At 48.2% G+C, this 18,860-nt stretch carries 15 protein-coding genes and 3 pseudogenes; 5 read left to right on the top strand and 13 right to left on the bottom strand.

From position 1 onward, the window contains the following. Nucleotides 1–139 precede the first annotated feature (139 nt). The 6 genes and pseudogenes from PJF56_RS10170 to PJF56_RS10145 form a co-directional block, all read right to left on the bottom strand. A pseudogene (locus PJF56_RS10170) lies at nt 140–442 on the bottom strand (Rpn family recombination-promoting nuclease/putative transposase); the annotation flags it as partial. Between the two features lie 79 nt (nt 443–521). Continuing rightward, nucleotides 522–3,011, bottom strand: a complete 2,490-nt coding sequence (gene hypF, locus PJF56_RS10165) for a carbamoyltransferase HypF (RefSeq protein ID WP_283762557.1) — start codon at nt 3,009–3,011, stop codon at nt 522–524. After that, nucleotides 2,989–3,429 (bottom strand): Fur family transcriptional regulator, encoded by a 441-nt coding sequence (locus PJF56_RS10160; protein ID WP_283762556.1) that lies wholly within the window; start codon nt 3,427–3,429, stop codon nt 2,989–2,991. The genes hypF and PJF56_RS10160 overlap by 23 nt, the downstream gene beginning before the upstream one ends. Before the next feature lie 242 nt (nt 3,430–3,671). After that, complete coding sequence (locus tag PJF56_RS10155; RefSeq protein WP_283762555.1) at nt 3,672–5,258, bottom strand: glycoside hydrolase family 3 protein; 1,587 nt, start codon at nt 5,256–5,258, stop codon at nt 3,672–3,674. Nucleotides 5,259–5,281: 23 nt separating this feature from the next. Further along, nucleotides 5,282–5,686, bottom strand: a complete 405-nt coding sequence (gene rbfA, locus PJF56_RS10150) for a 30S ribosome-binding factor RbfA (RefSeq protein WP_283762554.1) — start codon at nt 5,684–5,686, stop codon at nt 5,282–5,284. A gap of 78 nt (nt 5,687–5,764) precedes the next feature. Beyond that, nucleotides 5,765–5,968 carry a DUF751 family protein gene (locus tag PJF56_RS10145; RefSeq protein WP_283762553.1) on the bottom strand — a complete coding sequence of 68 codons (204 nt, stop codon included), beginning with the start codon at nt 5,966–5,968 and terminating at the stop codon, nt 5,765–5,767. Between the two features lie 109 nt (nt 5,969–6,077). Here PJF56_RS10145 and radA point away from each other — a divergent pair, with 109 nt between their 5' ends. Next, nucleotides 6,078–7,637 carry a DNA repair protein RadA gene (radA, locus tag PJF56_RS10140; protein WP_283762552.1) on the top strand — a complete coding sequence of 520 codons (1,560 nt, stop codon included), beginning with the start codon at nt 6,078–6,080 and terminating at the stop codon, nt 7,635–7,637. Between the two features lie 28 nt (nt 7,638–7,665). Here radA and PJF56_RS10135 read toward each other — a convergent pair whose 3' ends face one another. Continuing rightward, nucleotides 7,666–8,598: a ParA family protein gene (locus PJF56_RS10135; protein WP_283762551.1), complete on the bottom strand. Its 933-nt coding sequence runs from the start codon at nt 8,596–8,598 to the stop codon at nt 7,666–7,668. A 260-nt stretch (nt 8,599–8,858) separates the two neighbouring features. On the opposite strand from PJF56_RS10135, the gene PJF56_RS10130 reads away from it, so the two are divergent. Both PJF56_RS10130 and PJF56_RS10125 read left to right on the top strand, forming a co-directional pair. Next, nucleotides 8,859–9,455, top strand: coding sequence for a DUF3177 family protein (locus PJF56_RS10130; RefSeq protein WP_283762559.1), 597 nt, complete (start codon nt 8,859–8,861; stop codon nt 9,453–9,455). 18 nt (nt 9,456–9,473) lie between these two features. Further along, a complete protein-coding gene (locus PJF56_RS10125; RefSeq protein ID WP_283762550.1) occupies nt 9,474–9,764 on the top strand; it encodes a DUF7734 family protein in 291 nt (96 codons plus the stop codon). Between the two features lie 282 nt (nt 9,765–10,046). Here the strand turns inward: PJF56_RS10125 and ilvD are convergent, their stop codons facing one another. Continuing rightward, nucleotides 10,047–11,726, bottom strand: a complete 1,680-nt coding sequence (gene ilvD, locus PJF56_RS10120; protein WP_283762549.1) for a dihydroxy-acid dehydratase — start codon at nt 11,724–11,726, stop codon at nt 10,047–10,049. A gap of 191 nt (nt 11,727–11,917) precedes the next feature. On the opposite strand from ilvD, the gene PJF56_RS10115 reads away from it, so the two are divergent. After that, nucleotides 11,918–12,757 (top strand): pentapeptide repeat-containing protein, encoded by an 840-nt coding sequence (locus PJF56_RS10115; protein WP_283762548.1) that lies wholly within the window; start codon nt 11,918–11,920, stop codon nt 12,755–12,757. 49 nt (nt 12,758–12,806) lie between these two features. Here the strand turns inward: PJF56_RS10115 and PJF56_RS10110 are convergent, their stop codons facing one another. The 5 genes and pseudogenes from PJF56_RS10110 to PJF56_RS22355 form a co-directional block, all read right to left on the bottom strand. After that, nucleotides 12,807–14,330: a CHAT domain-containing protein gene (locus tag PJF56_RS10110; RefSeq protein ID WP_283762547.1), complete on the bottom strand. Its 1,524-nt coding sequence runs from the start codon at nt 14,328–14,330 to the stop codon at nt 12,807–12,809. 28 nt (nt 14,331–14,358) lie between these two features. Further along, entirely contained in the window at nt 14,359–15,651 is a 1,293-nt protein-coding gene (locus PJF56_RS10105; RefSeq protein WP_283762546.1) for a hypothetical protein, read from the bottom strand. A gap of 392 nt (nt 15,652–16,043) precedes the next feature. Further along, nucleotides 16,044–16,301 carry a ferredoxin-thioredoxin reductase variable chain gene (locus PJF56_RS10100; RefSeq protein ID WP_283762545.1) on the bottom strand — a complete coding sequence of 86 codons (258 nt, stop codon included), beginning with the start codon at nt 16,299–16,301 and terminating at the stop codon, nt 16,044–16,046. A 97-nt stretch (nt 16,302–16,398) separates the two neighbouring features. Continuing rightward, nucleotides 16,399–18,222 carry a PP2C family protein-serine/threonine phosphatase gene (locus tag PJF56_RS10095; protein ID WP_283762544.1) on the bottom strand — a complete coding sequence of 608 codons (1,824 nt, stop codon included), beginning with the start codon at nt 18,220–18,222 and terminating at the stop codon, nt 16,399–16,401. A 172-nt stretch (nt 18,223–18,394) separates the two neighbouring features. After that, nucleotides 18,395–18,475: pseudogene (locus tag PJF56_RS22355) on the bottom strand (IS200/IS605 family transposase); the annotation flags it as partial. A gap of 51 nt (nt 18,476–18,526) precedes the next feature. Between PJF56_RS22355 and PJF56_RS10090 the strand changes: the two are divergent. Continuing rightward, a pseudogene (locus tag PJF56_RS10090) lies at nt 18,527–18,860 on the top strand (RNA-guided endonuclease InsQ/TnpB family protein); the annotation flags it as partial.

Genomic DNA, 18,860 nt, shown 5'->3' with positions numbered 1-18,860 from the left:
GGGCAGAGCCGCTAAGATTTTTTTGACAGACGGGGGAACTTTCACTAACATAGTTATTAGTTATTATTTTTTTCTGCTCTCTATCTTACCAGATTTGAGAGCTTTTTTCTCCATCTATTCTTAACATTCAACACTTCTGCTGATTGGCATAAGCTTTGGTTAGGTTGTAGGCTACTCGTTTTTCAAATGCTGCCATGGGTGCGACTTGCATTTCTATGACTACGATTGAACCGTCATTTAGAACTGCTTTTACATCTAAATAGGTGTCTTTTAAGCTGAGGACTTGACCGGGATTATAGGGATTTTTGATGGTTAAGGATTGTATGATTTTTTCTCCATCATAAACAATGGCATTTAGAAAACTGATTAATATTTGTTGGCTTTGTTCTGAACCAAATATTTTTTTGAAGGCATAATCTATCTTTGGGTTGATAAATCTCATGTTTTTTCCTGTTAAGCTTGAAGGGATAGTTTTAGTTTATCACAGTTGTGATTAATATGGCATTAAAACAGTGCTAATTTTAAGTATAAATATTTGTACTATTGTCCAAGTTGGCGATCGCGATCGCACCCTGTCCCAAGGATAACCCACCATCATTCGAGGGAACTTGTGCCTGGGATAAGCACTGATAGCCTTTCGCTTCCAGGTTTGCGGTTAGTTCTTCAAGCAAAATCCGGTTTTGGAAACATCCCCCAGAGAGGGCGATTTTTTCAATATAGAGTCCGTCTAATTGACAGTTCTGGGCTAATTTTTCCACTAAATGGGCGATCCCTTGGATTAAACCTTGATGAAAGCGGGTTGCCATCACAGAGGTACTTGCCCCTTGACTCAAGTCTTCTAAGAGGGAATGCCACAGGGGGCGAGGATCGAGATAGAGGGGTTTATGGCTGGACTTAGAGTATTTTGCTCGAAGATCCCCCCAACCCCCCTTAGCAAGGGCAGTAGGGCAAGTCCCCCTTAAAAAGGGGGATGTAGGGGGATCGATAATCTCAAAGGGATAGGCAAAATCAACGTCGGATGCTGAGAGTAAATGGCGATCGACTGCCATTTCTAATTCGATCGCCCCTTGTCCTTCAAATAGGGCGCGATCGCGACATAAGCCGATCGCCGCCGATACCGCGTCAAATAACCGCCCTGCCGAACTTGCCAGAGGTGTGTTGAGCCGTTTGTGCAGCATTTGCTCTAACAGGGCGAGCGGTTTATTTTGGAAATAGTCAAATAATTCTAAATGACCATATTTGTCTTCCAACATCTGCCAATCAAAAGCCGCTTTTAAGTGGGCGTATGTGTTGCGCCAGGGTTCGAGAATCGCCTTAGTTCCGCCAATCATAGCCACCGGTTTTAAGCTCGCTAACCGTTGATAGCCTCGATAATCTGCCAGAAGGAACTCGCCGCCCCAAATCGTGCCATCTGAACCCAATCCCAAGCCATCCAGGGCAATACCCAAGACAGGAGCATGGTCTAAGGGGATGCCATTTTCGACTAAGCAACTGGCCATATGGGCGTGGTGATGTTGCACTTGAATGAGGGGTAATTTTTGGCTCTGGGCATGTGCTTGGGCGAGTTTGGTGGAGAGATATTCAGGATGGAGATCGGCGACTAAAAATTGGGGCTGATGATCGTAAAGTTGGCGAAAAAGTTGCAGGTTTTTCTGATAATCTGCGTAGGTAATCGGGTCTTCTAAATCCCCTTGATGTTGGGATACAATGGCTTGATTCTTTTGGATCAGGCAAAAGGTGGATTTGAGTTCTGCGCCATAGGCTAAGATGCTTGCGCTCCGCTCAAATCCTGGCGGAAGGGCGATCGCCCCCGGCACATAGCCACGACTGCGACGCAATAACCGGGGTTTTCCTCCCATGACTCGCACCACGGAATCATCCATACGATTGGCAATATCTCGGTTATGAAATAATACCGTATCTGCGAGTCCGAGCAGTTGTTCTCTGGCTTCTGCGTTACCGATTAATTGGGGTTCATGGCATAAATTGGCGCTGGTCATCACCAAGGGATAATCCAGAGTTTCGAGTAGCAGAAGATGCAGGGGAGTATAGGGAAGCATAAAACCGAGGGTTGTTACTCCAGGGGCGATCGCCTCCGGTAACCTCTCCCCACCCTCGGCATTTAACAGCACAATGGGAGCCGCAGCACTCCTGAGCGTCTCTTCTTCAACTGCGCTAACGTGACAATAACGACGAATCACAGCAATATCCCGCGCCATCAGTGCAAAGGGTTTACCATATCTGCGTTTGCGATCGCGTAAGCGGTTTACAGCGTCTTCATTGGTGGCATCACAGGCTAAATGGAAGCCCCCTAACCCGCGAATGGCGAGAATTTCCCCTTGTTCGATCTGAGAAATGGTTGCTTGTATCTCTTTTCCCGGTTCCCCAAGAGCGTCTTTCTTAGTGAGGGACTCTAGCCAAATTTTCGGCCCGCAAACCGGACAAGCAATGGGTTGGGCATGGAAGCGGCGATCGCCCGGATCGTCGTATTCTCGCTGACACTCTGGACAGAGGGGAAAATTGGCCATCGTTGTTGAGGGGCGATCGTAGGGAACAGAGCGAATAATCGAAAGCCTTGGCCCGCAATGGGTACAGTTCGTGAACGGATAACGATAGCGTCGATCTGAAGGGGTATAAATTTCCGTCACACAAGCCCCACAAGTCGCCGTATCTGGAGCAATTTGCGTCTGAGTTTTGCCCCCCACACTCTCCACAATGGCAAACCCCTCAAACCCCACAGTTTTCTCTAACTCTTGAGTTTCAATCGTCTCAATCTGCGACAGGGGAGGCGCTTCAGACTCTAACCGTTGCCGAAATACCGATAACGCCTCCAGTTCTCCAGCCACCTGAATGCGTACCCCTTCCCCATCGTTGCAAACTTCACCCCCTAGCCCCAGCTCATGGGCTAAACGCCAAACATGGGGTCGAAATCCTACCCCCTGAACCCGTCCCCGGACGCGAATTTCAAGGGTTTGACTGTTTTCTTGTTTATGCTTGGGATTGATATCCATAGAAATCAATCCGATAATCGGTGATTTTAATCCCGGTTTGGGCTTCAATTTTCTGGATCAATTCTGGGGGTAACTCCACGTGAATGTCAATAATCTTGCCATTATCTAAGCAATTAACGTGAGAGTGGGGGTCACTAATATGACCGTAGAGCCGTCCATCGGCGCGATCGACACATTCGATAATGCCTTGGGAAGACAGGGCTTCTAGATTCTGATACACTGAAGTGTGCCCGATCGCCCGTCCCTGCTGATTCAAAAGGTCATATATGTCCCGTGCAGACAGATGCTCCTGTTCTTGCCAGAGCAATTCTAGGATAAACCGCCGTTGACGACTCAGGCGCATTCCCAGATGTTGGCATCGATGAATGGCATCTTCTAGGGAACGGATGGGTTCTAAGGTGTTAGGTTGATTGCTCATTGTTAATGATATGGGTTCTCCTAATCTATAAATGGTAAACAGCATCAGGATGCGCTCATCAAGGTCAAAGCGCGATCGCTTGCTTCTCCACTTAAAATGGATCTGTCCCCTTAAAGTAAACTCATTACCACTTTAACTCAGATTTTCGAGGCGTGTCGGCAGTCGATAGTGGAGAGGTCAAACCTTACTCTGAACGAGATCGGTTCAACTTGGGTAGTAGGATTATGCGATCGCAGTCTCAATCAAGAACTATCTCTTGTAGCAATCAGGGTTTTCAGGGCGATCGCCTGTGCGTGGGGCATTTGTCCGTAACTGAACACATAAGGCACAGGATCGGGCAGTTGGGGACGAAGAAATTCCAGGATATAGGGACTGCCATAAATGACCAAAGCTTGCAGATTATCGGTTTTCAGCAAGGCTTCAAACCAGGCGATCGCCGTTTCATTCAACGTGGAACTGCCGCGAAACGGATGACCGCGAACGAATAATTGTAACAACGTGGGCTGTAGACCTTGGGTGGGTAAACTGGGGGTATGACGGTCTACGAGCTGCAACGGATATCCCTTGGCTTCTGGGATCACAATCGCGGGTGCAGGTTTGGCCAACACGGAACAATCTAAGGCATCATCGACTACAATTAAATTACAACCCCCTGGGAGATTGAGGGGCAGATGACCGCCGCTTTCCTGGGCATCCCGGAGGATAGATTGCACGGTTTGGCGGGTTTCTGGGGTTCCCAGAGCTTGGGGAAATTGGGAAAATTCGGGTCTGGGTTTAACTTTCTGTTTGGCTTGAAAAATGCGCTCTACGGAGGCTTGGATGCTCTCTGGGGCGATTTTTCCGGCTCTGACGGCGGCACAGACGGCGGCGATCGCCCCTGGAGGATCTTGGGGCATCAGCAGGATATCTGCACCCGCTTGCACGGCTAAAACGGCGGCTTCGTTGCTGCCATAATGCTGGGTAATGGCTCCCATCACCAGAGCATCGGTGACAATTAAGCCCGTAAAGCCTAGCTCTTGACGCAGTTTTTGGGTGAGAATTTTGGCTGATAACGTGGCTGGATAGCGATCGTCCCAAGCCCGAATCAGCAAATGGGCGCTCATAATGCTATCGACTCCAGCAGCGATCGCCCCCTGAAACGGCGGTAGCTCAATTTCCGCTAACCGTGCTTCTGAATGGGGAAGCACCGGCAGTTCTAGATGGGAGTCTACCGCAGTATCACCATGGCCGGGAAAATGTTTGGCTGTGGTTAAAATTGGATAGGGTTTAACGCCCTGAATATAGGCAGCAGTTAACTGACTCACCCCTTGCGGCGTTTCCCCAAAAGCCCGCACATTAATCACCGGATTCTGGGGATTATTATTCACATCCACCACCGGCCCATAGAGCCAATTTAAGCCGATCGCCACTGCCTCTTTGGCCGTCATTTCTCCCATCTGTTGGGCATAGTGGCGAGCCGCTTGGGGAGATTTTTCGGCGATCGCCCCCAGTGCCATGGGGGGCGGAAAATGGGTCGCACCACTAAAGCGTTGTCCGACTCCTTCCTCCACATCTGCCCCCACCAACAGGGGAAAGGTTGCCCAACTCTGCAACCGGTTAATGCGATCGTGCAGTTCGGCAGCACTCCCCCCGACTAAAATTACGCCACCCACGCCCCACTGAGCAATCCAGGCTTTCAGGGTCTCATTGGGCGGTTCCCAGTCCGGGTAACGAATTTGATGATCGAACAAATAGCCACTTGCCCGAATGACCACCATTTGGGCAACCTGTTGTTCTAAAGAGAGAGAAGCTGGATCGGGCAGATGAAAAGAATCAGTTGAATTTACCATTGCTCTACACCTGCCTGACAGCTTTACTCATTGTCTTCAGCGGAGACAATATTTTCTGAGTCCTCGTGGGGATGATGCTCGTGGGAAATCTGGTTAATCAGATTCAACAGGCGATCGCCCCTTTCCAAAGATTTATCTTCTAAAAAGATCACCTCTGGAGTGCGGCGTAACTGCATCCGATGGCCCAGTTCATAGCGAACATAGGAAGTTGCCGACTGTAAGCCTTCCATCGTTTCCGCCTTCGCTTCTTCCGTCCCATAAATACTGACGAAAATTTTAGCATGTTGCAGATCTCCAGAGACATCCACCTCCGTAACACTGACCATACCCGCCCCTACTCGGTCATCTTTAATGTCATGAAGCAACATTCGGCCGACTTCGCGTTTAATTTGGGAGGACACGCGAGACACACGACGACTGTTAGCCATAAGATCTCCTCCACAGTTTTGGGGTGATTAGGGGTTATCTTCCCTGGTTTAAAGTCCGAATCTTTCTTGATGGGGTCTTCATACCGGAGATAATCCTAGCATAGCCCGTAATGTCAGGGTTAGGAAGACAAAACCAGAAACTAAGAATCCCAAAGTGGCGATCGCCGTTACTGGATTCTTAAAGAGCGGCTTGATCGCTCTGAATAGAAAGAAGAAAATCCCCAGGGTAAAGGTAATGAAGTACCGAGGATAGCGTGATACGTTCTGAAAGAAGTCTCCCATGGGATAGATATCTAAGTGTCCAACAAGTCAACAGGTTTCTGGTTATTCTACCATGAGCGATCGAGGCAAGATCTGCCATAATGCAAGCACGAATAGACATATCACAGTTATGGCCAAGTCTCGAACCCTCTACGTTTGCAATCAATGTGGGGCAGAATTTTCTCAATGGTTCGGTAAATGCTCCGCTTGCAACAGTTGGGATTCTCTGATCGAACAGGTGAGCGGCCCGGTGACTCCCACGAACAACCGGTTGGGGTTGCTGAATCAGGAATGGCGCAAGGATGGGGGGCGATCGCCGAACCAGAGCGGTCAACCTCGTGCTGCCATTACCCTGGATGCCATTTCCGATCAAGCCGTTTTACGGATGGATTCGGGGTTCTCGGAGTTAGACCGGGTACTCGGTGGGGGCATTGTGCAGGGGTCTTTGGTGCTGATTGGGGGAGAACCAGGGATTGGCAAATCGACGCTGCTGTTGCAAATGGCCAATCAACTCTCCGAAAGTTATGCGGTATTATATGTGTCGGCGGAAGAGTCCGGTCAACAGGTGAAATTACGGGCAGCGCGGTTAGGCGTGGGGGAAGAGGAAGAAGAGGAGAAACCGAAACTTAAGCATGGATTTGATGCGGTAATCGAACCGAAACCGAAGGGAAAAAAGGGGGGAAAGTCGGAGGAGACTCCATCGAAGTTTTATCTGTTACCGGAAACCGATTTAGAGGAAATTTTGCGGGAGTTGGAAGCGCTGAAACCCCGTTTAGCGGTGATTGATAGTATTCAAACGATCTATTTTCCGTCTCTGTCGTCTGCTCCGGGTTCCGTTGCTCAGGTGCGCGAATGTACTTCGGCCCTGATGCAGGTGGCGAAACGGGAAAATATTACCCTATTTATTGTCGGTCATGTGACCAAGGATGGCTCTTTGGCGGGGCCGAGGGTGTTGGAGCATTTGGTGGATACGGTATTGTATTTTGAGGGCGATCGCTTTGCATCCCATCGGTTATTGCGATCGATGAAGAATCGCTTTGGCGCGACCCATGAAATCGGCGTGTTTGAAATGGTTGCCCAAGGATTAGCGGAAGTCCCGAATCCTTCGGAGTTATTTTTGGGCAATCGGGATGAGAAGGTGTCCGGAACTTGTACCATTGTCGCCTGCGAGGGGACGCGCCCGATTGTGGTGGAGCTGCAAGCCCTGGTGAGTCCGACGAGCTACGGTTCCCCCCGTCGCGCTACCACTGGGGTAGATAATAATCGGTTATTGCAGATTTTGGCAGTGTTGGAAAAGCGAGTGGGTATTCCTTTATCCAAGCTCGATACTTATGTGGCTTCGGCGGGGGGGTTAGGGGTGGAGGAACCGGCGGCAGATTTGGGAATTGCGGTGTCTGTGGTGGCTTCATTTCGCGATCGCCTCGTCGATCCGCGCACGGTGATTGTTGGCGAAGTGGGATTGGGGGGACAGGTACGGGCAGTATCGCAATTGGAACTGAGATTAAAGGAAGCGGCGAAGCTCGGTTTTAAGCGGGCGATCGTTCCCAAAGGTCAATCTTTACCCGATTTAGGCTTAACCATTATTCCTGTGGGACGAGTTCTCGATGCCATTATTGCAGCTATTCCCGTACAAACTGCCTCCGAAAATTCCCCAGAGTCCGAGTTAGAATTGGACGAATTAGACCTTTAACTAATTACCCATTACCCTTCTGCCCAAACTATAAATCCGACATTTGTACCGAAGATTGTTGATGTTTCCGGGAAATGGTAGTTTGGAGTTTATCCAGCAATTCATCCGTCAACTTTTGGAAAGCTTTCGAGCCACGACTATTGGGATGGGCGATCGCGACAGGTAAATAACTGTCCACAGCTTTAGACACATTCACATCGGAAGGAATGCGAGTTCTAAACAACTTTGCCTCACTGTAATCCGTGCGTACCCGGTTCATCACTTGACGATAATATCGTCCGATAAATCCTCCAGCCATGGTAAAGACAATCCCCAGCATTTCAATATCTAAAGGATTTTCATCTTGATGGACTTCTCGCAATTTAACCAAACGACGCTCTAAGAGCTGAATTCCAATGAGAGAAAGGGGTTCAGGACGAGCAGGAAGGAGATAAAAATCGCTGGCAGTTAGGGCGCTACGAGTTAAGAGATTATAGCCAGGGGCACAATCTAAAATAATGTAATCATATTCGGCGATCACCGGTTTTAAGATGCTATCAATTAAGACTCTCTCAAAACGATTCCATACGGTTTCAAAACTGACTTGTTCCCGATAAACGGCTTTTTCGTAAATCATTTCCGAGACTGAAAATTCATCATACATATCAATGTCCCCAGGCAGTAAATGGAGTTTGGGAACGTTACAAGCGTAGGGAATGATAATATCTTGGATAGGATAGGCAGCTTGAGCGGCTGGATTGATGGCGGTTTTAACCAGTTGTCTTAAGGTGCGTTGATCTCGCCTCAGTTTGGCAAAGTCAGAGGGGGACATCATACTGAGGGTGGCGCTGATTTGAGTATCTAAATCGACAATCAACACTCGCTTGTCGTGGTATTTGGCAAGACACGCCGCTAGATTAACCGTGAGGGTGGTTTTGCCAACCCCTCCTTTCATATTGACAGTTGAAATAATATATCCCATAGGTAAGATCCAGTCCGTTCAGTGAAAAAATATTCAGCAAATGTACAGTTATGAGCGTCTCCAAGGCTGAGTGTCTAGGAGGGAAGCTTCCATCTAGCAGTTGTGCCTTTCAAATGATAAGGCCGATCTACAGGTCATAGTAAGGGGCATGTTAAGGAAAAACGTTTTACCGATTACCCATCACCGATTACCGATTACCCATTAACGGCTTTTTCTGGTATGGTTAGAGGTTGCTGCTCGGAGATTGGGGGAAAGTGGGAATGGATTGGATGCGATCGCTCATTTGGATGGACTATCGGTTGGCTGTATTGGTGGCAGTGGGTATTCCCCTGGTGCTGCTGATTTGGTCGCTAGTGAAACAGTCTGTCCCCCTGATCCGCCTGATGGTTATTTATTGGCGGGTGGCGAGTTTGCTGATGATCTCCCTCTATTTGATGATTGGGGGAGCGCCTATCGGCTTTGTTAGTTCTATATCCGCTCGGATCTTGATTCCGATTTCCCTGTGGTTTTGGATTGACTTGAATGAGGAAATTGAGGATATGCCCCCCTCTCGCGCCCTGAAACTGGGGTTTACGGCTTGGCGCTGGGCGGTAACGGTGTTTATGGGGATTGGGGCGATCGCCCAATTGCCCTCTCTACAATGCGCTTTTTTGCCCACGCAAGAATTAATCCAAAATGACTTTTGCCGACTGTGGTTAGAAGCGCCTTGGGCTTATAAACAATTATTCCACAATGCCACCAGCGAACGCTTCTTAGGCTTTATTGGTATCCTGGGATTGCTGATTTATGTGGCTTACCTGAGCTATTTTGTTCTCATTCGCCTCGGAAAACAGGGGCGAACTGCCGTCAACCAATAATTACTCATTACTCCCCCTATGCTCTCTCGACGTTTAGAACAATACACCCTCAAACGTCCCAAAGAAGTGCTGTTAATTAGTGCAGAAATTGAGGGCGAAGCGGATGAGATCCTGGTATTTAAGGGCTTTTCCAGTTCTTTGATGCGATCGACTGCCTTTAACCCGGATATTCCTGTGTTGCCAGAAACGGCTAAGATTATGGGCTGCGATCGCCTAAACAGTCCCTACAATCCCGACAATCCCCAATATATTCAGCAAGGACTCAGCTTAGACAGCTTAGAAGCCCTGTTTGCAGAAGTCGGCGTTTAATATCAAGTCTGGTTAATGGGTATCAAGTCCGGTTAATGGGTATCAAGTCCGGTTAATGGGTATCAAGTCCGGTTAATGGGTATCAAGTCCGGTTAATGGGTATCAAGTCCGGTTAATGGGTATCAAGTCCGGTTAATGGGTATCAAGTCCGGTTAATGGGTTAAGAAGCGGGCAAGATGCCCGCACTCCTCGAATTCTTGGATAGGACTGGAGTGGGATCATCTTGCTCCCTGGATGGTTAATGAGGGTATTTAACCGGACTTGATCTCAGAAGCAACAGAGTTACAAATCGTCGGTAACTGCACCCCGGCTGCTGGAGGAAACTAACTGAGCATACTTGGCTAACACGCCTCTAGTATAGCGAGGTTCCTTGGGTTGCCATTGGGCGCGACGTTGTGCCAACTCTTCGTCGGAAACATGGAGTTCTAAGCGCCGAGCTGGGGCATCAATGGTAATGGTATCCCCTTCTTGGACAAGGGCGATCGCCCCACCCACGGCTGCTTCGGGAGCCACATGACCCACCACCATACCATAGGTTCCACCCGAAAAGCGACCATCGGTAATTAAACCGACAGAATCACCCAATCCTGCACCGATAATGGCAGAAGTAGGAGCCAACATTTCCCGCATTCCGGGGCCACCTTTAGGCCCTTCATAGCGGACAACCACCACATCGGAAGGCTTAATTTTACCGGCGAGAATGGCGGCTAAACATTCCTCCTCAGATTCAAACACCCGTGCCGGCCCCGTGATTTTAGGGTTTTTTACCCCAGAAATCTTGGCCACGCCGCCCTCAGTGGCTAAATTGCCCCGCAAAACGACTAAATGACCGGTGGTGTACATGGGGTTATTCCAGGGACGGATTACGTCTTGGTCTTCCCTGGGGGTTGGGGGCACATCAGCGAGAATTTCGGCAATGGTTTGACCGCTCATGGTCAGGCAATCCCCATGGAGTACGCCATTTTCGAGTAAAATCTTCATCACTTGGGGAATTCCGCCCGCTTGATGGAGATTGACGGTCACGTAGCGACCGGAGGGTTTGAGGTCGCAGAGAACGGGGACTTTGGCGCGGATGGCTTCAAAGTCATCCAGGGTTAAGTCTACACCGGCCGCATGGGCGATCGCCAACAAATGCAATACAGCATTGGTCGATCCTCCCACAGCCATGACCACGGCGATCGCATTTTCAAACGCTTTCCGGGTTAAAATCTGGCGGGGCAAAATTTGCTTGCGAATCGCATCAACCAACACCTTCCCTGACTCAGCCGTACTATCGGCTTTTTCCTCATCTTCAGCCGCCATCGTCGAAGAATAGGGTAAACTCATGCCCATAGCTTCAAAGGCCGAAGACATGGTATTCGCCGTAAACATACCGCCACAAGATCCCGGCCCGGGGCAAGCATTTTTCTCTACAGCATTTAATTCTGTTTGATCGATCTTACCGGCACTATGTTGGCCCACCGCTTCAAAAGCACTGACTACGGTGAGATCGCAATCCTTGTAACGTCCGGGCTTAATCGTTCCCCCATAAACAAACAAGGCTGGAATATTCATCCGGGCGATCGCAATCATCGCCCCTGGCATATTCTTATCACAACCCCCAATAGCCAGAACCCCATCCATACTCTGACCATTACAAGCCGTTTCGATCGCATCCGCAATCACCTCCCTAGAGACCAAGGAATACTTCATTCCCTCCGTCCCCATAGAGATCCCATCACTAACCGTAATCGTACCAAACAGTTGGGGCATAGCTCCCGCTTCCTTCAGGGCACTTTCCCCCCGCAGAGCCAAATCATTCAGACCCACATTACACGGCGTAATCGTGCTATAGCCATTAGCAATCCCAACAATCGGTTTAGTGAAATCCTCATCACCAAAACCCACAGCTCTCAGCATCGCTCGGTTAGGCGCTCTTTGTACGCCCTGGGTGACCACTTGACTTCTGAAATTATCAGCCATCCTGATATCCTTTGATAACAACGAAATAAGATTTATACTCTTCTCTCCTATTCTCTCAAAAGAGAAGGCCCTTTGAATACCTTTGAGTCCGACCTATTATCTGGTTAGAGCCAGTATGATACTCTAAAATTTTTCATAGGCTTCTTCACTTCTCTCCCAATACCTAAGCAACTTAAGCCTAACCCTAACCCATGGATCTAGATCAACTCAAGCAACAATACGCAGAAGGACAACGAGATTTTCGCCAAGTGGATCTGAGTCGCCAACTTTTAGTCGGCATCGATCTTAACCAAGCTAATCTACGAGAATCAAAATTGATGCAAGTCAATTTGAGCAAAGCCAAACTCAAGGGTGTAAACCTCAGAGAAGCGGATTTACGAGGGGCAAATTTAAGTGGGATTGATTTACAAGAGGCTAATTTGATTAGCGCTAATCTTCAAGGTGCTAACTTAATGGGAGCTAATTTGAGCGGGGCAGGAATGCGAGGGGCAGATTTACATGATGCGGATTTAACGGGAGCCAATTTAACCCAAGCCAATCTCAGTGAATCGATTTTAACGGAAATTCGCCTTTATGATGCCAATTTGAGTAAGGCAACCTTGACGCGATCGAAGTTAGACGAGGCCATTTTAACCAAAGCCAATTTAGAAGGAGCAAATCTGACGTATACTTTGCTGACTAAGGCCCATTTAGAAGAAGTGAATCTCACTAATGCCATGCTTAGTGGAGCGAATTTAGAAGAAGCCAATCTTACTAAGGCGGATTTGAGTTTTGCCAATGTCAGTGGAGCTAATTTAAGGGCAGCAATTTTATATCAAGCCAATTTGCGCCAGACCAATTTAAGTTGGGCTACCTTGCGTCAAGCGGATATGCGCGTAGCCAATTTGTTTCGGACGAATTTGAATTGGGCCAATTTAGGAGAAGCTACCCTGGCTCAAGCCATGATGATTGATGCTAAACTCAATCAAGCCAATTTGCGAAATACGGATATGACCAGTACAATTATGCCCGATGGTTCTACCCACGAGTAATGGGTAATGGGTAATGGGTAATCGGTAATAGGAAAACCCTTTTTCGCGATCAATTCCAGTTACCAATCAAAGTATAGGCTGACCAATAGTAAGGATGATTAAAGGTTTGAGCGCTGGAAAAATTATCTGGGATAGCCATACTTAGATCTGACGATAGATTAAGGCGACCTTCATGGATATTAATCAAACCCTTAATCATGTTCAGTTGTGCAGCTCTGAGGGCAGACACTTTGACGGTTGAATTTTGCAGTTGATGATAAAATTCTGCCATGAGTGCCAGGGAGCCTTCATCGGATGTATACCATAAACTGCCTAGGGAAGTTTTGACACCTGCTTGCAAGGCTAATCCGGAAAAGCCTAATTCTGCTTCTTCGCTTCCTAAAGCAGTACGACAAGCGCTGAGGGTTAATAGTTCAACCCTAGGATTTTGATTCCATTGAGAATTTTGAGATAATTGGCGCAGTTGATCTAAGCCGACATTGCGATCCCATAATTGGATAAAAGAGTTACTCACATCTCCAGTTCTAAATTCAGCATGGGTGGCAATATGCATCATTCTAGTTGCTGAAATTTTGCTATATTGCTGTAGGTTTTCGACGGTTGCATTTTGATCTAGAAAGGTTTGACTTTTCCAAACATTTTGTAGCCAAGATATTTCGATGGGAACCGCAGGCAATGGAGGGAGTTCTTGGTTTTGTCCACCATCGGATACTCCAAATCCTAAAAGGGTTGCTGATTCAACGGAACGATAGGTGGGATCGATCAGGCTAAAACTGGGAATTAAACCAATTTGATAGTCTTCGATGACAAAATGTTCGTCATGGTAAAGAGCAGCAATGGGAAGAGAGCGAAGTTTTTTGTCTAAGCAAAAGATTAATGTATCTGTTTTCTGAGGGGATAGGGATTGCTCTAGGGGTTGAATGAGCCATTGGTAGAGTTGAATTGCATAGGGTTGATAGCTGATGGTTCTGATTTTTCTGGGATTACTGACTTCTTCACGGAATCGGTTGATGGTTTCTTCTAGAGAGGAACGGGTTATTTCTTGGATTTTGATTTGGGCAAACGGAGAGGATTCCGATTTTTTTTGGTTTAAGAATGCAGCAGAAGAACAAGCGTTATTTTGGGGGAAAATGGCGAGCATATCCAATTCGTTTTGCAGGGCAACGATATAAACAATGGCCGATCGCTGTTGGGTCTTTTGGGCTAAGTTGTCGAGGGTTTGGGCGATTTCACAGGCGGTTGCGGTTTTGCCATAGAGTTTGAGATTAAAATATTTGGCATATTCGACGGCTTGAAATTCTTCAAAGAGTTGAACGGCTTGTTCAAAGTCGGATTGCAGAAATTGACTTTCAAAGGCTTCTCGGTCGATTTCTACTTGGTCGAATGAGGAGTTATCGTTATTCTCAGAATTGCGATCTGATTCTGAAGAAGGGCTAGAAAATATTTCTTGAAGATTGGGGCCGGTGACATCAGATTGGTTGCCGGTTTGGGAGTGGGCTTTTTGTAGAGATGAATGGGTGAAAATAATTAGGAGTATACAGAAAAAATAGGCAAAAAAACGATGTGTTTTCATGATGGATGGGGGAGTGTATTTTTAAGGTTTAAAAAGAGAAGACATAGCCGATGCCGAGGATGAAGCGATCGCCATCTCCAGCGCTGCCGGTAATGTCTGTGACGGCGGGGGTAATGACGAGGGGAATTTTCGAGAAGGGGACAATGGACGCGCCTAGGGTGAGGTCTTGACCTGTCCATTCGACGATCGCATTCACGGAAGGAATAACCCGCACGGCTACTCCCCCAAATACCTCGATCGCATCTTTTTGTCCGATAATATTCTCTTCTGAGCGAAATTGTCCCCCACCCACTCCAGCCGAAACATAAAGGCGACTGAAGGGATCGGAGACATTTTCACGCAGATCGAACCGTTTGCTGACGACACCATATACGCTCGATCCGCCGTCCGTATTGCCCCATTGAAGAGCATTATGAACTCCAACGGCGATCGCCCAATTTTGGGGCAATTGGCGATGGAGTTTCACACTCACGGCTCCATCTTGGGCGGTATCTCCGACTAAATCGACAATGCTCACGCCTATATCAACCCCAACTCCGGTTTGCGGATTTCCCAGTCCAATGCCAATGCCTAATCCCGCATCGACTTCATCTGTATAGCGGGTGCGGGATTGCACCCCTAACGCGACTCCCACTTTCCCCCATTGTTGACCGTAGGCTGAGGGAATCATAATCGTAGATGTGGGAGAGACTGCAACTGGGGTTTGAGTGGGACGGGATAGGGGAAGGGCTGATGGTTGGAAGGGTTCCGGGTTGTCTTGAGTGCTATCGGGACTCAGGGAGCCAGAGGTAACGGCTCTTTCGGGTGCTTGACTGATGGGGAGGGGAGCGGCGATCGCCTCTAGATAGGTTTTAGGACTTTCTTTTCTGGGTAGAGCTTTCCCCCTCGCTCTGGGTTGCTCGATTGTCTTTGCGATCGTTAAGGGCATACCCGCAAGGGTCTGGTTTTCTACTGGAGGCAGATATACCGGATCGTCAATCTGGGGGCGATCGGTAATGGGTGGGGGTAGCGATCCAGCCAACCATTGTTCGTAATTGGCAATCAGTTCAGCCTCAGAAGGCAGTTGAATTGACCAGCGATCGCTCGGAGTAGGAGCAGGTTCAACGGGGGCGGATTCAGTGAGGGCAGGAGGAGGCATTTCTGCGGTTGCAGGGGAAGGGTCATCTTCTTCAGAATTGACCCTGACAGAGGCAGGAGGAGGGGGAGAAACATGATTTTGAGAATTTTGGTAAAATACCAAGCTTTCCTTAATGAGGATGCCACTCAGAATACTCAACACCAAACCTCTCAGCAGAGGCCAGTTAAATATTATATCTGCCATAAACTTGCTACACTTACTCAGTGGGCGATCGCAGGATACCCCATACTGTAGCACTGGAGTTGGGAGTGGGGAGAATGGGGGACGTGGAGACGCGGGGACGTGGAGACGCGGGGACGCGGGGACGTGGAGACACGGGGACGTGGAGACGCGGAGACGCGGGGACGCGGGGACGTGGAGACGCGGGGACGCGGGGACGTGGGGACACGGGGACGTGGGGACACGGGGACGTGGGGACACGGAGACGCGGGGACGCGGGGACACGGGGACACGGGGACACGGGGAGGGGGAGAAATTGCCTCTTGCCTTCCCCCCTTGGGGGGATACAGGGGGGGTTGCCTATTCCCTATTCCCTATTCCCCATTCCCCATTCCCCATTCCCCATTCCCCGTTCCCTATTCCCCTTCAATCACTTCTAATTCATCTTCTCTCAAATGAACTTTAAAGCGTTTACTAATCTCTGAAAATTTAACGACCACAGGAAAATTAGCGCTGATGGTGACTTCTTCACCTTTCCAATTGTATGTAGAAGCCCAATCAATGACCTCGCCTTCATGATTCTGGAGATCGAATGCTGCATTCCGATGCTTAGGATGGTGATAAATGACTAAAGAAGTTTTGACTCGAACGCGATCGCCAATTTTCACACTCATACACTTTTGCTCCACAATAATACTAGCTTAACTTGCTCTTCAGTTAACTTTTATGTTGATTGAGTACAATGTTCGATTCTCTCATAAAAAGGGAAAATTATTCCTCCTGTCTCGGTTGGGAGGGATTCAACCCAGGAAGATCGATTAACCCGGAATACCAGAGTCCGAACCCAGTTGCCAGGAGTAAGAGTAAGAGCAGTCCCCAAACCATTATCTTCACTCCCTTGGGTGGAGTTTTCTTCGGTTGAGGGGAGTCCGGTTCTGGCTTGGCTTCCGGTTCTGGGGCAACCTGCTGAAAGACAAACTCTGGCGATTCGGGTAAAGATAACTGGGCATTAATGGTTCCTGTCGATAAGGTTTTTTGCTCAGTCGCTGACTGGGGAGTAGACCCTTGTGTATCTGCTTGTGGAGAAACCTGACAATACATCAAAACCACAGAAACATTATCGGGATTCTGGTCAGATGCACCGAACTCTAACCAGCGATTAACGGCTTCTTCTAAGGAGATCTGACCGGCAAAAATGGAATTAATCTCTTGTTGCCAATACTGTTTTATAGTTTGGCGATCGCTTAATCCATCAGAACATAACAGTAAAATTCCATCTTCTTCGATAATCAACCGTTGCACATGGGGCACTAATTCCTGGTTATCTGCGTGTTGAGTTCCCAAGGCCTGAATCAGTTGCGTAGCATTGTCGTGTTCTGCGGCCTGACGGTGCAAGCATTCGCCCTTGGCCACTTTCGAGTTGGCAAAATCATCATCCTGGGTTAACACTTGACAATAATCGGGGGTAATCCAATAGGCGCGACTATCGCCCACATGGGCTAAATAGAGTTCGTGGGTGTTGGGAAAATCCAAACCAAAGGCTGTTTTTACCTGTTGGGCAATTTGCACAGCCATAATTGCGGTTGTGGCCATTCTTTGGCGACCGGAGCGCCCCTTGGACTCATTTTGCGTAGCAATTAAATTATTGACAATCCGAAGGACAGAGGTAATATGGTCGATCCAGACCGTTGGCTCAACAACTTCTGTTTGTTCTGCCAACTCTAAGAGCAGTCCTTGTACCTGTAATTTAAGGCTGCGAACGGCCAACTCGCTGGCTACTTCGCCCCCTTCATGGCCATCGAGTCCATCACAAACGATCGCCAATTCCTGAATGCGATCGAATTCTGGGGTCAGATTGCCTTTCTGGGAAACGGTGATCGGATAACAGCTATCTTCATTATGCGATCGCACCGTGCCCGCATCTGTCCCCCCAGCCGTGGTGATTTTTAAGGGTAATTCTGCCGCTAATTCTAATAAGATTTGATTCAGGGACGCGGTGATTGTGTCCCAACGTTTACCCTGGCCCATGACTTCACAAAGGCGACTAAGTGGCTCCCGGATATCATCAGAGCAGGACTCAATCCAGGTTTGCCAACACCGAGAAAGGGCCCCTAAACCCGGTGGCGAAGGCGTAAACATTAATTCCCGCAGTCCAATTCGCCAGCCTTGTACCCGGATATTCTCTGGTGTTAACACGCTTAATCCTGCGCCAAAGGAGTTTAAGGGGTTCCAAAGTTGGCTCAGTTGCCATAACCAATAGACTTGGCGCACGGGAGGAGCATCGGCCCAAGCTTCGGTAATGGAGGGATAGAGGGTTCCTTCTGGGGTGACGGGGATGCGATCGAGCAGTAGGATCAGAGAATTACCAGGGATCTCGACTGCTCCGTAGAGTTGGGGCAAATGGAGATGATAGGGAGAGAGTTGTAAATAGGCTAATACCTTTGGGTCGGAGCGATCGGGAATTTGGGGCAAGTTTTGGGGTTGAGTATCCTGCCAAATTTGGCCCCCAACCACCTGATAGCGGTTAGCAACTATTTCCCCCACGGGAACCGATGATCCATTAACTGACCAGAGATAACACTTGGATGTGTTCATAGAAGCCCTCCAACCCTAAAGATTAGGTTAATTCTTCTGTGCGATCGCTCTTTGCATAGATTAGGCTATTTTTAGCTAGATCGCCGAGAAGCCTCACGCCATAATCTGTGATTTGGCGTGAGATGAATTGGCGGTTAATTAAGTAGGCTCGATGCCTACTTAATTAACCATATTACTCTGGAGGTTTCTGATTTTCAATGTGCTTTTTCAAAGTAGAAATTGTTACTCCGCCGCCAGAAGCAATAAAATAAGATAGTTGTCATTTTTGAAAATTGGTGCTACAATAAAAGCATACACCAAGTTTGCGAAAACTAAATTGAGCAAGTCGATTAATGATGCTGGATGGGGACAATTCTTAACTATTTTAACTGTCAAAGCTGAGAATGCTGGGCAAAAAACTATAGCTGTGAACCCCAAAAACACTAGCCAAGACTGCTCGAATTGTGGTGAAAAAGTCCCTAAAGAATTATCTATCAGAACTCATTCTTGCTCACATGGCGGTATCGTCATAGACCGTGACTTGAATGGGGCAATAAACATAAAAAATAGGGCGGCAGGGCATTGCGTCCTTAAAGCTCGTGGAGTCCGACGCAATAGCGGGACTGCGAAGCGAGAAGCCCACACTATAGCGTCAGCTT

It is taken from the genome of Roseofilum halophilum BLCC-M91 (assembly GCF_030068445.1).
GTDB classification, from domain to species: Bacteria; Cyanobacteriota; Cyanobacteriia; order Cyanobacteriales; family Desertifilaceae; genus Roseofilum; species Roseofilum halophilum.
The sequence above is the reverse complement of the archived record's forward strand: the minus strand, read 5'-3'. Positions and strand labels throughout refer to the sequence as shown.

What these genes read in the sequence shown, in the direction of transcription:
- hypF (WP_283762557.1), bottom strand. Translation starts at nt 3,011, where the DNA reads ATGGATATCAATCCCAAGCATAAACAAGAAAACAGTCAAACCCTTGAA.
- PJF56_RS10160 (WP_283762556.1), bottom strand. Translation starts at nt 3,429, where the DNA reads ATGAGCAATCAACCTAACACCTTAGAACCCATCCGTTCCCTAGAAGAT.
- PJF56_RS10155 (WP_283762555.1), bottom strand. Translation starts at nt 5,258, where the DNA reads ATGGTAAATTCAACTGATTCTTTTCATCTGCCCGATCCAGCTTCTCTC.
- rbfA (WP_283762554.1), bottom strand. Translation starts at nt 5,686, where the DNA reads ATGGCTAACAGTCGTCGTGTGTCTCGCGTGTCCTCCCAAATTAAACGC.
- PJF56_RS10145 (WP_283762553.1), bottom strand. Translation starts at nt 5,968, where the DNA reads ATGGGAGACTTCTTTCAGAACGTATCACGCTATCCTCGGTACTTCATT.
- radA (WP_283762552.1), top strand. Translation starts at nt 6,078, where the DNA reads ATGGCCAAGTCTCGAACCCTCTACGTTTGCAATCAATGTGGGGCAGAA.
- PJF56_RS10135 (WP_283762551.1), bottom strand. Translation starts at nt 8,598, where the DNA reads ATGGGATATATTATTTCAACTGTCAATATGAAAGGAGGGGTTGGCAAA.
- PJF56_RS10130 (WP_283762559.1), top strand. Translation starts at nt 8,859, where the DNA reads ATGGATTGGATGCGATCGCTCATTTGGATGGACTATCGGTTGGCTGTA.
- PJF56_RS10125 (WP_283762550.1), top strand. Translation starts at nt 9,474, where the DNA reads ATGCTCTCTCGACGTTTAGAACAATACACCCTCAAACGTCCCAAAGAA.
- ilvD (WP_283762549.1), bottom strand. Translation starts at nt 11,726, where the DNA reads ATGGCTGATAATTTCAGAAGTCAAGTGGTCACCCAGGGCGTACAAAGA.
- PJF56_RS10115 (WP_283762548.1), top strand. Translation starts at nt 11,918, where the DNA reads ATGGATCTAGATCAACTCAAGCAACAATACGCAGAAGGACAACGAGAT.
- PJF56_RS10110 (WP_283762547.1), bottom strand. Translation starts at nt 14,330, where the DNA reads ATGAAAACACATCGTTTTTTTGCCTATTTTTTCTGTATACTCCTAATT.
- PJF56_RS10105 (WP_283762546.1), bottom strand. Translation starts at nt 15,651, where the DNA reads ATGGCAGATATAATATTTAACTGGCCTCTGCTGAGAGGTTTGGTGTTG.
- PJF56_RS10100 (WP_283762545.1), bottom strand. Translation starts at nt 16,301, where the DNA reads ATGAGTGTGAAAATTGGCGATCGCGTTCGAGTCAAAACTTCTTTAGTC.
- PJF56_RS10095 (WP_283762544.1), bottom strand. Translation starts at nt 18,222, where the DNA reads ATGAACACATCCAAGTGTTATCTCTGGTCAGTTAATGGATCATCGGTT.